Source organism: Pseudomonas jinjuensis, assembly GCF_900103845.1.
Lineage (GTDB): Bacteria > Pseudomonadota > Gammaproteobacteria > Pseudomonadales > Pseudomonadaceae > Pseudomonas > Pseudomonas jinjuensis.
Genome location: NZ_FNIJ01000012.1, coordinates 107,491 through 122,843, shown reverse-complemented (window position 1 = coordinate 122,843; position 15,353 = coordinate 107,491). Strand labels below are relative to the sequence as shown.

General features: G+C 67.0%; 13 protein-coding genes. 7 read left to right on the top strand and 6 right to left on the bottom strand.

Translation table 11 applies throughout. The annotated features are described in order from the left end of the window. Positions 1 to 88 precede the first annotated feature (88 nt). Positions 89 to 1,387, top strand: a complete 1,299-nt coding sequence (gene argA, locus BLR75_RS17680; RefSeq protein WP_084311670.1) for an amino-acid N-acetyltransferase — start codon at positions 89 to 91, stop codon at positions 1,385 to 1,387. A gap of 334 nt (positions 1,388 to 1,721) precedes the next feature. Here argA and gshA read toward each other — a convergent pair whose 3' ends face one another. From gshA to BLR75_RS17665, 3 genes are all read right to left on the bottom strand, one after another. After that, positions 1,722 to 3,308 carry a glutamate--cysteine ligase gene (gene gshA, locus BLR75_RS17675; protein WP_084311671.1) on the bottom strand — a complete coding sequence of 529 codons (1,587 nt, stop codon included), beginning with the start codon at positions 3,306 to 3,308 and terminating at the stop codon, positions 1,722 to 1,724. Positions 3,309 to 3,526: 218 nt separating this feature from the next. Continuing rightward, the gene (locus tag BLR75_RS17670; protein ID WP_084311672.1) at positions 3,527 to 3,913 is read right to left on the bottom strand and encodes a PaaI family thioesterase; all 387 of its coding nucleotides are present in this window, start codon (positions 3,911 to 3,913) and stop codon (positions 3,527 to 3,529) included. Between the two features lie 3 nt (positions 3,914 to 3,916). Beyond that, positions 3,917 to 6,247, bottom strand: coding sequence for a Tex family protein (locus tag BLR75_RS17665; RefSeq protein ID WP_084311673.1), 2,331 nt, complete (start codon positions 6,245 to 6,247; stop codon positions 3,917 to 3,919). A gap of 191 nt (positions 6,248 to 6,438) precedes the next feature. On the opposite strand from BLR75_RS17665, the gene ompR reads away from it, so the two are divergent. Continuing rightward, the gene (ompR, locus tag BLR75_RS17660; RefSeq protein WP_084311674.1) at positions 6,439 to 7,179 is read left to right on the top strand and encodes an osmolarity response regulator transcription factor OmpR; all 741 of its coding nucleotides are present in this window, start codon (positions 6,439 to 6,441) and stop codon (positions 7,177 to 7,179) included. A 99-nt stretch (positions 7,180 to 7,278) separates the two neighbouring features. After that, on the top strand, positions 7,279 to 8,598 hold the full coding sequence (locus BLR75_RS17655) for an ATP-binding protein (RefSeq protein WP_084311675.1): 1,320 nt from the start codon (positions 7,279 to 7,281) through the stop codon (positions 8,596 to 8,598). A 228-nt stretch (positions 8,599 to 8,826) separates the two neighbouring features. Here BLR75_RS17655 and rimK read toward each other — a convergent pair whose 3' ends face one another. Together rimK and rimB are read right to left on the bottom strand one after the other, a co-directional pair. Next, positions 8,827 to 9,732, bottom strand: a complete 906-nt coding sequence (gene rimK, locus BLR75_RS17650; protein ID WP_084311676.1) for a 30S ribosomal protein S6--L-glutamate ligase — start codon at positions 9,730 to 9,732, stop codon at positions 8,827 to 8,829. Next, a complete protein-coding gene (gene rimB / locus BLR75_RS17645) occupies positions 9,729 to 10,205 on the bottom strand; it encodes a retropepsin-like aspartic endopeptidase RimB (RefSeq protein WP_084311677.1) in 477 nt (158 codons plus the stop codon). Before rimB ends, rimK begins: the two co-directional genes overlap by 4 nt. 107 nt (positions 10,206 to 10,312) lie before the next feature. Here rimB and BLR75_RS17640 point away from each other — a divergent pair, with 107 nt between their 5' ends. Beyond that, complete coding sequence (locus BLR75_RS17640) at positions 10,313 to 10,705, top strand: RNA-binding S4 domain-containing protein (RefSeq protein ID WP_084311678.1); 393 nt, start codon at positions 10,313 to 10,315, stop codon at positions 10,703 to 10,705. A 104-nt stretch (positions 10,706 to 10,809) separates the two neighbouring features. On the opposite strand, the gene BLR75_RS17635 is transcribed toward BLR75_RS17640, so the two are convergent. After that, a complete protein-coding gene (locus tag BLR75_RS17635) occupies positions 10,810 to 11,610 on the bottom strand; it encodes a phosphatase PAP2 family protein (RefSeq protein WP_084311679.1) in 801 nt (266 codons plus the stop codon). A 110-nt stretch (positions 11,611 to 11,720) separates the two neighbouring features. Between BLR75_RS17635 and hslO the strand changes: the two genes are divergently transcribed. The 3 genes from hslO (at position 11,721) to BLR75_RS17620 (ending at position 15,081) form a co-directional block, all read left to right on the top strand. Beyond that, positions 11,721 to 12,614, top strand: coding sequence for an Hsp33 family molecular chaperone HslO (hslO, locus tag BLR75_RS17630; protein ID WP_084311680.1), 894 nt, complete (start codon positions 11,721 to 11,723; stop codon positions 12,612 to 12,614). Between the two features lie 169 nt (positions 12,615 to 12,783). Then, positions 12,784 to 14,325 carry a phosphoenolpyruvate carboxykinase gene (locus tag BLR75_RS17625; protein WP_084311681.1) on the top strand — a complete coding sequence of 514 codons (1,542 nt, stop codon included), beginning with the start codon at positions 12,784 to 12,786 and terminating at the stop codon, positions 14,323 to 14,325. Between the two features lie 153 nt (positions 14,326 to 14,478). Then, positions 14,479 to 15,081: a nitroreductase family protein gene (locus tag BLR75_RS17620; RefSeq protein ID WP_084311682.1), complete on the top strand. Its 603-nt coding sequence runs from the start codon at positions 14,479 to 14,481 to the stop codon at positions 15,079 to 15,081. Positions 15,082 to 15,353: the final 272 nt, after the last annotated feature.

The following is a 15,353-nucleotide window of genomic DNA, read 5'->3' as shown; positions in this document are numbered from 1 at the left end:
ACATGCGACGACGATAACCGCGCCGCCCGCCGCACAGCGGCCGCACCGACAGAGCTTCCATTTCACCGCAGACAGGCTTCTTCGCACGATGTACGACTACGTCAACTGGTTACGTCACGCCTCCCCCTACATCAACGCCCACCGGGACCGCACCTTCGTGGTGATGCTGCCCGGCGACGGCGTGGATCATCCGAACTTCGGCAACATCGTCCATGACCTGGTGCTGCTGCACAGCCTCGGCGTGCGCCTGGTGCTGGTCCACGGCTCGCGTCCGCAGATCGAGGCGCGTCTGACCTCGCGCGGGCTGACCCCGCACTTCCACCGCGGCCTGCGGGTCACCGACGCGCCGACCCTGGAATGCGTGATCGACGCCGTGGGCAGCCTGCGCATCGCCATCGAGGCGCGCCTGTCGATGGACATGGCCGCCTCGCCGATGCAGGGCGCGCGCCTGCGCGTGGCCGCCGGCAACCTGGTCACCGCGCGGCCGATCGGCGTGCTCGACGGCGTCGACTACCACCACACCGGCGAAGTCCGGCGGATCGACCGCAAGGGCATCAACCGCCTGCTCGACGAGCGCAGCATCGTGCTGCTGTCGCCGCTCGGCTATTCGCCCACCGGGGAAATCTTCAACCTCGCCTGCGAGGACGTGGCCATGCGCGCGGCCATCGACCTCGACGCCGAGAAGCTGATCCTCTACGGCGCCGAGCGCGGCCTGATCGACGAGCGCGGCCGGCTGGTGCGCGAACTGCGCCCGCAGCAGGTGTCGCCGCACCTGGAGCGGCTGGGCACGAACTACCAGGCCGAGCTGCTCGACGCCGCCGCCCAGGCCTGCCGCGCCGGCGTGCCGCGCAGCCACATGGTCAGCTACGTCGAGGACGGCTCGCTGCTCACCGAACTGTTCACCCGCGACGGCGGCGGCACCCTGGTGACCCAGGAGCAGTTCGAACAGCTGCGCGAGGCCACCATCGAGGACGTCGGCGGCCTGCTCGAACTGATCCGCCCGCTGGAAGAGCAGGGCATCCTGGTGCGCCGCTCGCGCGAGGTGCTGGAGCGCGAGATCGAGCAGTTCACCATCGTCGAACGCGACGGCCTGATCATCGCCTGCGCCGCGCTCTACCCGATCGCCGACTCCGACGCCGGCGAACTGGCCTGCCTGGCGGTGAACCCGGAATACCGCCGCGGCGGCCGCGGCGACGAGCTGCTGGAACGCATCGAGGAACGCGCCCGGGCGATGGGCCTGAAGAACCTGTTCGTGCTCACCACCCGCACCGCCCACTGGTTCCGCGAGCGCGGCTTCCAGCCGAGCAGCGTCGAACGCCTGCCGGCGGCACGGGCGTCGCTGTACAACTACCAGCGCAATTCGCAGGTGTTCGAGAAGGGGCTCTGATAGCTCCGCCGTTGCGCATCGATGGCGGGTTGCACCCGCCCGCGGAACACAGGGGGGCAGCGAAACGTAGGGTGGATGGCGCTCTTCCATCCACCATTCCGGGGCCGCCTGCGCGGCCGTGGTGGATCGATGGAGCGTGATCCACCCTACGTACTGTTCGCGAGCAAGCTCGCTCCTACAGTTGTGCATCCCAGGACGCTCCTGCGTCCGCAATCACGGCGGATAACGCTGGCGCGTCATGCGCCCTGCGCGAAGGCCCGGCGGAACTGTAGGACGGGCGGGGACGCCTAGTCCATGCCCGCGACCTTAGGGCAGGTGCAACCCGCCCTAAGGCTCACACCCTGATCAACCCCAGGATGCTCGCCTGGTATGCCGCCACGAAGGTATCGAAATCCCCCTCCGGATGACGCTCCAGCTCGGCCTGTTCGGCCTGCGAGTTCTTCGCCAGCGTCTCGAAATGCGCCTCGTCCGCCGCCGCGAGCGGTTCGGCCCGGAACTGCTCCGCGTGCTCGCGGCTCCTGCGCAGGGCGAAGGCGGCGAAGCTCTCGCCGCGCTCGCGCATTTCCGCGAGGACCTGCGCCGATGGGGTGAGCGCCGGGTCGGCGACCTTCGCCCGCTGTTGCTCCAGGCTATGCCCGTGGGCGCCGTTGCCTTGGGCGCGGTCGAGCAGGGCGGCGATCGGGGCGATGCGCTCGAGCAGTTCGGCGGCCCAGTCGCGCAGCAATACGGACTGGCCGCCGCGCTGCAGGTGCAGGCCCGGCCGGCGGCCTTCCTTGACCACCTTGAGGAAGTTGTCGGTGCAGCTGTGGCATTCGCCGTCGGCCAGCAGCGGGCTGTCCTGCAATGCGCAATAGAGCAGGAAGGCGTCGAGGAAGCGCGCTTCCGGGGCGTCGATGCCCAGCGGCAGGAACGGGTTGATGTCCAGGCAGCGCGCCTCGACGTACTGCACGCCGCGCGACATCAGCGCCTGGATCGGCCGCTCGCCGGTGTAGGTGACGCGCTTCGGGCGGATGCTCGAGTAGTACTCGTTCTCGATCTGCAGCACGTTGGTGTTCAGTTGCAGCCATTCGCCGTCGCGCTTGGTGCCGATCTTCTCGTACGGCGGGTAGGCCGTGCCGACCGCCCGGCGCAGGCTCTCGATGTAGCTGTCGAGGTCGTTGTAGCAGGGCGTCAGGCCGGCCTGGGCGTTGTTCTGGTAGCCCAGGTCGCTCATCCGCAGGCTGGTGGCGTAGGGCAGGTACAGCGTGTGCTCGTCGAAGCTTTCCAGATGGTGCGGCCGCCCGCGCAGGAAGCCGGCGTCCAGCGCCGGCGAGGCGCCGAACAGGTACATCAGCAGCCAGCTGTAGCGGCGGAAGTTGCGGATCAGCGCGATGTAGTGGGCGGACTGGAAGTCGCGCAGCGTCTGGCTGCCGTCCTCGTGGCGCTGCAGCAGTTGCCAGAGCCCTTCCGGCAGCGAGAAGTTGTAGTGGATGCCGGCGATGCACTGCATGGTCTTGCCGTAGCGCAGCGCCAGGCCCTTGCGGTAGACGTACTTCAGCCGGCCGATGTGCGAGCTGCCGTAGCGGGCGATGGGAATGGTCTCCTCGTCCGGCAGGTCGCAGGGCATCGACGGACTCCACAGGTACTCGCCCTGCAGCCGCGAACTGGCGAAACGGTGGATCTTCGCCAGGCCGTCGAGGGTTTCCTCGACGCTGGTGGTGGCGGGCGTGATGAATTCCAGCAGCGCCTCGGAGTAGTCGGTGGTGATCTGCGGATGGGTCAGCGCCGAACCCAGTGCGCGCGGATGCGGGGTCAGGGCCAGCCTGCCCTGCTCGTCGACGCGCAGGCATTCGCGCTCGATGCCGTGCAGGCACCGGCTGAGCAGGGGCAGGTTGGCAGCCTCGCCGAGCAGGGCCAGGCGGCGGAAGAATTGGTCGCTCAAGTTGGGTAGTCCTTCTCGCGGCAGTCGCCCCACTATGGGGGTGGACCGGGCGGTCTACAAGAGGAAAGCATGCCGGCGTCGTCGCCTGGGCAAAGGGAGAAATGCCGATAGCCTAGTCGCGCGCGAGGCGCGGTGGAAGCGGGCGTCGCGGCGCGTGGCGATTTGGGATAAGCCTGCGCCGTTTTGGCCGAAAGGGCGCCTTTGGGCGCCCTTTCATTTCAAGTACGGATGAAGGTCGCCTGTGCCTTGGCCACCAGCTTTTCGCCCTGCCAGGTGTCCGCCTCGACCACCAGCGTGCGCCTGCTGGCGTTGAGCACCCAGGCGCGGCAGATCACCTCGCCGTCGCTGACCGGGCGGATGTAGTTGATCTTGCTCTCCAGGGTCACGCTCTGCGCCACGCCGCCGGACAGGCTGTGGCAGGCCTGGCCCATGGCGGTGTCGATCAGCGAGAACAGCGCGCCGCCGTGCAGCTTGCCGTGCACGTTGCGCAGGCCGTCGTGCATGTTCATGTGCACTTCGGCCTTGCCGTCCGCGGCCTGGACGATCTCCAGGCCGAGCAGTCGGCTGAAGGCGCTGCCGCCGGAAACATCGAGTTCTTCGGCCATCGGCTACTTCCTCAGCTGCTTGGCATTGGCGAACAGCGAGGCCATGGCGTTGTTCGCCGGCGGCGCCGACTGGCCGCGCGGAGCGCCACGCTCGCCACGCGGCTGGCCGCCCGGACGGCCGCCGCGCTGGCCTTCGATCTTCTCGCCGGGGGTGTCGCCCATGCGCATGGACAGGCCGACGCGGTTGCGCGGGATGTCCACTTCCATGACCTTGACCTTGACGATGTCGCCGGCCTTGACCACCTCGTACGGGTCCTTGACGAACTTCTCCGACAGCGCCGAGATGTGCACCAGGCCGTCCTGGTGGACGCCGATGTCGACGAAGGCGCCGAAGTTGGTGACGTTGGTCACCACGCCTTCCAGCACCATGCCCGGCTTGAGGTCCTTGAGGCTTTCCACGCCTTCCTGGAACTCGGCGGTCTTGAACTCCGGACGCGGGTCGCGGCCGGGCTTGTCGAGTTCCTTGAGGATGTCGGTGACGGTCGGCAGGCCGAAGTGCTCGTCGGTGAACTTCTTCGGATCGAGGCGCTTGAGGAAGCCCGAATCGCCGATCAGCGAGCGGATGTCGCGGCCGGTGTCTGCGGCGATGCGCTGCACCAGCGGATAGGTTTCCGGGTGCACCGCGGAGGCGTCCAGCGGGTTGTCGCCGTTCATCACGCGGAGGAAGCCGGCGGCCTGCTCGAAGGTCTTCTCGCCGAGGCGGCTGACCTTCTTCAGCTCGTCGCGGGTCTTGAAGGCGCCGTTGGCATCGCGGTGCGCGACGATGTTCTGCGCCAGGGTGCCGTTGAGGCCGGAAATGCGCGCCAGCAGGGCGGCGGAGGCGGTGTTCACATCCACGCCCACGGCGTTCACGCAGTCCTCGACCACCGCGTCCAGGCTGCGCGCCAGCTTCAGCTGGGACACGTCGTGCTGGTACTGGCCGACGCCGATGGACTTCGGCTCGATCTTCACCAGCTCGGCCAGCGGGTCCTGCAGGCGGCGGGCGATGGAGACGGCGCCGCGCAGGGAGACGTCCAGGTCCGGGAATTCCTTCGCCGCCAGCTCGGAGGCGGAATACACCGACGCGCCGGCCTCGCTGACCATGATCTTGGTGCACTTCAGCGCCGGGTATTTCCTGATCAGCTCGGCGGCCAGCTTGTCGGTCTCGCGGCTGGCGGTGCCGTTGCCGATGGCGATCAGTTCCACGTTGTGCTTGGCGCACAGCGCGGCGAGCACGGCGATGGTCTGGTCCCACTGGTTCTTCGGCTGGTGCGGGTAGACGGTGGCGGTATCCAGCAGCTTGCCGGTGGCGTCGACCACGGCGACCTTCACGCCGGTACGCAGGCCCGGGTCGAGGCCGAGGGTGGCGCGCGGGCCGGCCGGGGCGGCCAGCAGCAGGTCGTGCAGGTTGCGCGCGAAGACGCTGATCGCCTCGTCCTCGGCCTTGTCGCGCAGCTCGCCGAGCAGGTCGGTTTCCAGGTGGGTGTAGAGCTTGACCTTCCAGGTCCAGCGCACCACTTCGCCCAGCCACTTGTCGGCGGCGCGGCCCTGGTTACTGATGCCGAAGCGCTCGCCGATCATCACTTCGCACGGATGCACGGTGCCCGGCAGCTCCTCGCCGACCTTCAGCGATGCACTCAGCACGCCCTCGTTGCGGCCGCGGAAGATCGCCAGGGCGCGGTGCGACGGGGCGTTCTTCAGCGGCTCGTCGTGCTCGAAGTAGTCGCTGAACTTGGCGCCTTCGGTTTCCTTGCCGGGAATCAGGCGGGCGGTCAGGGTGGCGTTGTCCTTCATGAACACGCGCAGGCGGTCGAGCAGGGTGGCGTCCTCGGCGAAGCGCTCCATGAGGATGTACTTGGCGCCTTCCAGCACGGCCTTGATGTCGGCGTAGCCCTTCTCGGCATCGACGAAGCGCGCGGCTTCGGTTTCCGGGGTCAGGGTCGGGTCGGCGAACAGGGCATCGGCCAGTTCGCCGAGGCCGGCTTCCAGGGCGATCTGGCCCTTGGTGCGGCGCTTCTGCTTGTACGGCAGGTAGAGGTCTTCCAGGCGGGTCTTGGTGTCGGCCAGTCTGATCTCGCGGGCCAGTTCCGGGGTCAGCTTGCCCTGTTCCTCGATGCTGGCGAGGATCGCCACGCGGCGCTCGTCCAGTTCGCGCAGGTAGCGCAGGCGCTCTTCGAGCATGCGCAGCTGGGTGTCGTCGAGGCTGCCGGTCACCTCTTTGCGGTAACGGGCGATGAACGGAACGGTGGAACCTTCGTCGAGCAGGGCGACGGCGGCGGCGACCTGTTGCGGGAGAACGCGGCCGGAGGGCAGTGCGGAGAGCTCTTCGGCGATACGGGTGTTGATGCTGTCCATGAATCCACCTGGCAATGCAGAATCGAAAACGGGCCCTGTAGACAACGGCCCGCCGCAAAAGCGCGGCATTATACCCGCCACGTTTCGCCGCAGCGCCCGCTCGGTCGGGGAAAAATCTGCTAACAATGGATGGGCCGGGCGACCCGGTGTCTGGGCGATAATGCCCGCCTGTCCCGATTCCTGGAGTTTCCATGTCGAATCCTGCCCCCCTGCCGGAAGGCGAAAAGATCCTCGTGGTCGACGACGATGCGCGCCTGCGCCGCCTGCTGGAGCGCTTCCTCGACGAGCAGGGCTATCGCGTGCGCGCGGTGGAAAGCACCGAACAGATGGACCGCCTGCTGGCTCGCGAGCTGTTCCAGCTGGTGGTGCTCGACCTGATGATGCCCGGCGAGGACGGCCTGTCCGCCTGCCGCCGGCTGCGTGAGCAGGGCAACCAGATCCCGATCATCATGCTCACCGCCAAGGGCGACGAGAGTAGCCGCATCCAGGGCCTGGAGCTGGGTGCCGACGACTACCTGGCCAAGCCGTTCAACCCGCGCGAACTGCTGGCGCGGATCAAGGCCGTGCTGCGCCGCCAGGCGCCGCTGGTGCCGGGCGCGCCGGCCGGCGAGGATGAGGTGGTGACCTTCGGCGACTACGCGCTGCACCTGGCCACCCGCGAGCTGAAGAAGGGCGACGAGGTGAACATGCTCACCACCGGCGAGTTCGCCGTGCTCAAGGCGCTGGTGCAGCACGCCCGCGAGCCGCTGACCCGCGACAAGCTGATGAACCTCGCCCGCGGCCGCGAGTGGGATGCCCTGGAGCGTTCCATCGACGTGCAGATCTCGCGCCTGCGGCGGATGATCGAGCCCGATCCGTCGAAGCCGCGCTACATCCAGACGGTGTGGGGCGTGGGCTATGTGTTCGTGCCGGATGGTTCGACGAGAAAATGATCTCTTGTAGGAGCGAGCTTGCTCGCGAATATTCCAGAGAGGTTCGCGAGCAATGACTAGGCGTCCCCCTCGCTCCTACGATTCACCCGGACCCCGCACTTGAAAACTCCCCTCTGGTTCCCGCAAAGCTTCTTCGCCCGCACCCTGTGGATGGTGCTGATCGTCGTGCTGTTCTCCAAGGCGCTGACGCTGGTCTACCTGCTGATGAACGAGGACATGCTGGTCGACCGCCAGTACAGCCACGGCGCGGCGCTGACCGTGCGCGCCTACTGGGCGGCGGACGAGGACTCGCGGGTACGGATCGCCGAATCCGCCGGGCTGAAATGGGCCTCCCACGAGCAGGGCCAGCCGGAGGAACACCACTGGCCGTACACCGAGATCTTCCAGCGGCAGATGCGCATGGAGCTGGGGCCGGACACCGAGACCCGCCTGCGCATCCACCATCCGTCGATGCTCTGGGTCCACGCGCCGAACCTCGGCGAGGGCTGGATCGGCGTGCCGCTCTACCCGCACCCGCTGCGCGGCCAGCAGATCTGGAGCGTGCTCGGCTGGTTCCTCGGCATCGGCCTGCTGTCCACCGCCGCCGCGTGGATCTTCGTGCGCCTGCTCGGCCAGCCGCTCAAGCGCCTGGTCTTCGCTTCCCGCGAGTTCGGCAAGGGGCGCAGCGTGCGCCTGGTGCTGGGGCCGGAAATCCCCAGCGAGATGGCCGAGGTGTACCGCGCCTTCAACCAGATGGCCGAGGACGTCGAACAGGCCGGCCGTGAGCGCGAACTGATGCTCGCCGGCGTCTCCCATGACCTGCGCACGCCGCTGACGCGCATGCGCCTGTCGCTGGAGCTGATGCCGGAAAGCGAGCGCGAGATGGTCGACGACATGGTGCGCGACATCGAGGACATGGACGCCATCCTCGACCAGTTCCTCGCCTTCATCCGCGACGGCCGCGACGAGCCGGTGGAGATCGGCGACCTCAACGAGCTGGTGCGCGAGGTGGCGGCGCCGTTCAACCAGGGCGAGGAGCGCGTGCGCCTGAGCCTGGAGCCGCTGCCGGAATTCCCGCTGCGCCGGGTGTCGATGAAGCGCCTGCTCGGCAACCTGATCGAGAACGCCCTCAACCACGGCGGCAGCGGCGTCGAAGTGGCCGCCCACGTCGCCGGCGACGGCGGCGCGCCCTACGTGGTGCTGAGCGTGCTCGACCGCGGCGCCGGCATCGACCCGCAGGAACTGGGCGAGGTCTTCAACCCCTTCATCCGCGGCGACAAGGCCCGCGGCGGCAAGGGCACCGGGCTCGGCCTGGCGATCGTCAAGCGCATCGCCGCGCAGCACGGCGGCAGCGTCGAACTGCGCAACCGCGAGGGCGGCGGCATGGAGGCGCGGGTCTGCCTGCCGCTGGGGCTGATGCTGCCGCGGGGAGCGGCGTAAGAGGCGACACTGCCTGTAGGAGCGGGCCATGCCCGCGACCCGCAGGTGCCGTGTCTCTACCCGTGGGGGCAAGGCCAGTAGTAGGGTGGATCACGCTCCATCGATCCACCTCGGCCGCGCAGGCGGCCCCGCAATGGTGGATGGAAGAGCGCCATCCACCCTACGGTTCGCTGACCTCCTGTGTTTCGCAAGGGCGGGTGAAACCCGCCGACGTTGCGGAATTCCCGCTCAGCCCTTGCCCTTGGTCCGCGCCAGGTGCGGCCCGCCGTTCTTCTCCAGGTACTCGATGATCACCGCGGCGATGTCCTTGCCGGTGGTGGTCTCGATGCCTTCCAGCCCCGGCGAGGAATTCACCTCCATCACCAGCGGGCCGTGGTGCGAGCGCAGGATGTCCACCCCGGCGACGTTCAGGCCCATCACCTTCGCCGCGCGGATGGCGGTCATGCGTTCTTCCGGGGTGATCTTGATCAGGCTGGCGCAGCCGCCGCGGTGCAGGTTGGAGCGGAATTCGCCGGGCTTGGCCTGGCGCTTCATCGCGGCGATCACCTTGTCGCCGACCACGAAGCAGCGGATGTCGGCGCCGCCGGCTTCCTTTATGTACTCCTGCACCATGATGTTGTGCTTCAGCCCCATGAAGGCCTCCAGCACCGACTCGGCGGCCTTCTCGGTTTCCGCCAGCACCACGCCGACGCCCTGGGTGCCTTCCAGCAGCTTGATCACCAGCGGTGCGCCGCCGACCATCTCGATCAGGTCCGGCACGTCGTCCGGCGAGTGGGCGAAGCCGGTGATTGGCAGGCCGATACCCTTGCGCGACAGCAGCTGCAGCGAGCGCAGCTTGTCCCGCGAGCGGGCGATGGCCACCGATTCGTTGAGCGGGAACACGCCCATCATCTCGAACTGGCGCAGCACGGCGCAGCCATAGAAGGTCACCGAGGCGCCGATCCGCGGGATCACCGCGTCGAAGTCTTCCAGCGGCTTGCCGCGGTAGTGGATCTGCGGCTTGTGGCTGGTGATGTTCATGTATGCGCGCAGGGTGTCGATCACGACCATTTCATGACCGCGCGCGCGGCCGGCCTCCACCAGGCGATGGGTGGAATACAGACGCGGATTGCGCGACAGCACGGCGATTTTCATTGAGCACCTGAATGAGAGGCGGGAACGACTATGAGGGGTTTGTCCTGTACGTAGGTCAGGCCCGGATTGACCACCAGCTGGCCCTGCACCAGCGCCCTGGAGCCCAGCAGCACGCGGTAGCGCATGCTCTTGCGGCAGGCCAGGGTGAATTCCACCGGCCAGATGCGGTCGCCCAGCGCCAGGCTGGTGCGGATCACGTAGCGGGTCTGGCTCTGGCCGTTGGAGCTCTTGATGGTCTTCATCGTCACCAGCGGCGCCTCGCAGCGGTGGCGGCGCTGCACCTGGGTGCCGAGGTGGGCGGTGAAACGCACCCAGGGATGACCATCGCGATGGAAGGGCACGATCTCGCTGGCATGCAGGCAGGATGTGCTGGCGCCGGTATCGATCTTCGCGCGCAGGCCCACCATGCCCAGTTCGGGGAGTGCGATCCACTCGCGCAAGCCGATCACGGAGAGGTGGTCGAAGGTCTTCAAGGAAGTTATTCCGGGCGGTTTGGCGGCATTCTAGCAGGGCGATCGACGCCCGCCAGCGGGCTCCCGGAAGAGTAGACTGAAGCCTTCAACGGCCAGGAATCCCGATTGTGAGCGACAAAGATGACGACAAGGTGCGCCTGGACAAATGGCTGTGGGCGGCGCGCTTCTACAAGACCCGCGCGCTGGCCAAGGAGGCCATCGAGGGCGGCAAGGTGCACCACCGCGGCGAGCGCTGCAAGCCGGGCAAGGAGCCGAAGATCGGCGACGAGTACGTGATCCGCACCGGCTTCGACGAACGCACCGTGGTGGTCAGGGCGCTGTCGGCGGTACGCCGTGGCGCGCCGGAAGCGCAGCTGCTCTACGAGGAAACCGTCGAGAGCATCCGCCGCCGCGAGGAAGCCGCCGCGATGCGCAAGGCTGGCGCCCTCGGCCTGCAGACCGACGGCCGGCCGAGCAAGAAACAGCGCCGGCAGCTGTTCAGTTTCCGCGATCAGGGGTAGGTGCGGACCTTGTAGGAGCGAGCTTGCTCGCGAACAAATCGTCCCGGCGGAACAAACACAGTGCCGTAGGATGGGTTGAGCGCAGCGATACCCATGCGGCCTGATCAGGCCGCAACCACACTCAACCGGTTAACCAGCGGCACCTTCGCCAGCACCCCGAACAACGGCGCTGTCAGCCGCATCAGGCCATCGCTGGCCCATGCCGCGAACGGCGTGAAGCAGCCCCAGGCCAGCGTCACCAATGCCATCTGCATGCCGCCAACGTAGTCGTCCTGCCCCCAGTGCGCGCCGGTCACCAGCCGCGGCAGCATGAACAGCAGCGCCAGGCCCCAGATCACCAGCCATTGCCACGCCGAACGGGCGAACAGGGTGAGGAACAGCGCCCAGAGCAGCAGCACCGAGGCGTGGTCGCCGGGGAAGCTGCGCATCGACTGGTCCTTGATCGCGAACGGCGTGTCTTCCCAGGCGGGGAACAGCTCGCTCAGGTGCACGTCGTCGGCGACATAGGTGGAAATGCTCTCGTGCTGCCAGCCCAGGTGGTGCGCCAGCCTGGCGTAGAGGAAGCGCACCGCGACCAGCAACAGCAGGTTGGCGAGGAAGCCGAAGGTCGCGGCGCGCACCTGGGCGGCCCTGAAGACCCAGTCGCCGCGGATCAGCAGGGACAGCAGGATCAGCCCGACCAGCAGGTCGAACGGCCGCGTGCTGGCGATCGCCCAGGCGGTGCGCCAGATCCCGTTCGTCGCCAGCGGCGCATTGAGGGTGTCGAACAGGCTGAAGTCGAAGCCGTCCATCAGCGCGCGGGCGGGCGTCCACAGCCAGAGGCCCAGCAGCCCCAGGACCAGCAGGTGGCAGGCGATGAAGGGGCGCCAGGACCAGGTGGCTTGGAACGGTGTGGCTTTATCCATAAAATCTACATCCCCCTTCCCGATCTCGAATTCAGCCGGATGCTGCAAGGCGCGCTTTATAGGCCTTTGTCACCGGCTTGTCATTTTCATCCAGCAGCGTTGTGCCAAGCATGTCCCAGATCGACCAATCCCAGCGTTTCCTCTTCGACAACACCGATGTCCGCGGTGAAATGGTCGAGCTCGAACGCAGCTATGCCGAAGTCCTGGCCAAGCATCCCTACCCGCAACCGGTGGCGCAGCTGCTCGGCGAGATGCTGGCGGCGGCCGCGCTCCTCTGCGGCACCCTCAAGTTCGAAGGACTGCTGATCCTGCAGGCGCGTTCCAGCGGCGCGGTCCCGCTATTGATGGTGGAGTGCTCCAGCGAGCGCGAAGTGCGCGGCCTGGCCCGCTACGACGCCGAGCTGATCGGCGACGCCGCCGGCCTGCACGAGCTGATGCCGGACGGCGTGCTGACCCTCACCGTCGACCCGCGCAAGGGCAAGCGCTACCAGGGCATCGTGCCGCTGGAGGGTGCGACCCTGGCCGACTGCCTGTCCGGCTACTTCGCCACCTCCGAGCAGCTGCCCACGCGCTTCTGGCTCAGCGCCGACAACCGCCGCGCCCGCGGTCTGCTGCTGCAGCAGCTGCCGGCCGATCGTCTGAAGGACGCCGAGGCCCGCGCCGCCAGTTGGCAGCACGTCACCACCCTGGCCGACACCCTGACCGTCGAGGAACTGCTGGCGCTGGACAACCAGACCCTGCTGCACCGCCTTTATCACGAGGAAGACGTGCGCCTGTTCGAGCCGAACGCGCTGCAGTTCCACTGCAGCTGCTCCCGCGAGCGTTCGGCCAACGCTCTGGTCAGCCTCGGCCACGAGGATGCCGAACGGCTGCTCGAGGAGCATGATGGTGAGGTGATAGTGGATTGCCAGTTCTGCAATCAGCGCTATCGCTTCGACAGCAGCGACGTCGCCCAGCTGTTCGCCGGCGGCGGCAGCCAGGCGCCGTCGCAGACGCGCCATTGAGCGCGACTATCGGGTCGATAGCCGCACAGTCGTTATCGCGTCCGGATCAGAGGCTGCCAATTTATGATGCATTTCTGGCATACTCCCGCGACTTTTTTCCGCTGTAGTGAGCTTTTCACGTCACTACGCAAAGTTTGGAGGACTCGGCCTCTGGCCGATGGGGACCCACATGACGCAAGCCAATAAAGCCGTTTACACCGATCTCAGCGTTGCCCAACTGGTCGAGGAAGCCATTCGCCGCGGCGAAGGCGAGCTGGCCGACAACGGCGCGCTGGTGGTGCGCACCGGCCATCGTACCGGCCGCTCTCCTGTCGACCGCTTCATCGTCGAAGAGCCGGGCAGCAAGGACTCCATCGCCTGGGGCGCGATCAACCGCCCGTTCCCGGCCGACAAGTTCGACGCCCTGTGGGACCGCGTCGAGGCCTTCAACAACGCCCAGGATCATTTCGTTTCCCACGTCCATGTAGGCTCCGCCGAGGATCACTACCTGGCCGTCAGGATGACCACCGGCACCGCCTGGCAGAACCTGTTCGGCCGTGCGCTGTTCATCGAGCCGGAGCAGTACAACCCGGCCGGCCGCGAAGAGTGGCAGGTCCTCAACGTCGCCAACTTCGAGTGCGTGCCCGAGCGTGACGGCACCAACTCCGACGGCTGCGTGATCCTCAACTTCGCCCAGAAGAAGGTGCTGATCGCCGGCATGCGCTACGCCGGCGAGATGAAGAAGGCCATGTTCGGCGTGCAGAACTACCTGCTGCCGGAGAAGGACGTGCTGCCGATGCACTGCGCCGCCAACATCGGCGAAGACGGCGACGTCACCCTGTTCTTCGGCCTGTCCGGCACCGGCAAGACCACCCTGTCCGCCGACGAAAGCCGCTACCTGATCGGCGACGACGAGCACGGCTGGGGCGAGGGCGTGGTGTTCAACATCGAGGGTGGCTGCTACGCCAAGTGCATCGACCTGTCCGAGAAGAACGAACCGGTGATCTGGAAGGCCATCAAGTTCGGCGCCGTGCTGGAAAACGTCGTCCTCGACGACAACCGCACCCCGGACTACGCCGATGACAGCCTGACCCAGAACTCCCGCGCCGCCTATCCGCTGGAGCACGTCGAGAAGCGTTCGGAAGCCAACCTGGGCGGCGAGCCCAATGCGGTCATCTTCCTGACCTGCGACCTGACCGGCGTGCTGCCGCCGGTGTCGATCCTGAACAACGAGCAGGCTGCCTACCACTTCCTGTCCGGCTACACCGCGCTGGTCGGCTCCACCGAAATGGGCTCCGGCGGCGGCATCAAGTCGACCTTCTCCACCTGCTTCGGCGCGCCGTTCTTCCCGCGTCCGGCCGGTGTCTACGCCGAACTGCTGATCAAGCGCATCAAGTCCTTCGGCTCCAAGGTCTACCTGGTCAACACCGGCTGGACCGGCGGCGGCTACGGCGTCGGCAAGCGCTTCAACATCCCGACCACCCGCGCGGTGATCTCCGCGATCCAGAGCGGCGCCCTGGTCGGCGCGGAAACCGAGCACCTGGACATCATCAACCTGGACGTGCCGAAGGCCGTTCCGGGCGTCGAGACCGTCCTGCTCAACCCGCGCAACACCTGGGCCGACCAGAACGCCTACGATGAAGCTGCGCGCGGCCTGGCTGCCAAGTTCATCGAGAACTTCAAGAAGTTCGACGTCTCCGACGCCATCAAGAACGCCGGCCCGCAGCTGTAAGCGAGCCCGTTCTTCGAAAGAGCCGCCTTCGGGCGGCTTTTTCATTTGCGTACCCGCAGGAATTCGATCATTCCGATCGATAGATTCGAATGAAGCCGGTAGTGCCTGCGCGTACGATGTCGGCTTTTTGCGACCAGAAAAAGGAATGCCTCCATGCATATCGATGACGCCATCCGCACCCGCCGCGCCGTGAAGCTCTACGATCCGCAATTCGCATTGAGCCGCGAGGAGAAGGACGAACTGCTGCAACTGGCGATGCTCGCGCCATCCGCCTACAACCTGCAGCCGGTGCGCTTCGTCGAGGTCAGCGATCCCGAACTGCGCGCGCAGATTCGCGCCGCGGGCAATGACCAGGCGCAGATGACCGACGCCTCGATGCTGGTGGTGGTCTGCGCCCAGGTCGACAGCTGGGAGAAGGATGCCCAGCGTGTCTGGGAAGGCGCGCCGCAGCCGGTGCGCGACTACATGGACGGCGCCATCGACGCCTACTACCGCGGCAAGCCCCAGGTGCAGCGCGACGAAGCCCTGCGCAGCTGCGGCCTCAGCGCCCAGACCCTGATGCTCGCCGCCCGCGGCAAGCGCCTGGATTCCTGCCCGATGGTCGGCTTCGACTTCGAGGCGGTGGGCAAGCTGATCAACCTGCCGGAAAACCACGTCATCGGCCTGATGATCGCCATCGGCAAGCGGGCCGCCGAAGCCAGGCCGCGGGTCGGCAAGCTGGCCATCGACGAAGTGGTGATCCGCGACCGTTTCTGAGGAGGCTTTGCAGGAGCACCTGCGACGTGCCAGAAACGTAGGGTGGATGAGGCTCTTTTCATCCACCATCGCGGGGCCGCATGCGCGGCCATGGTTTCGACCGGCACCCCATCACCAGGGGTAGCACCGGATCGCGAGCAAGCTCGCTCCTACAAAAGCATGCGTTCCGTAGGGCGGGTGTAACCCGCCACCGTTCCGACAGATGCCAACCGGTAGCCACTTCCATGCGCCGGGCGTCCGTAGGATGACCGGGCCATACAATGGTCAACGGA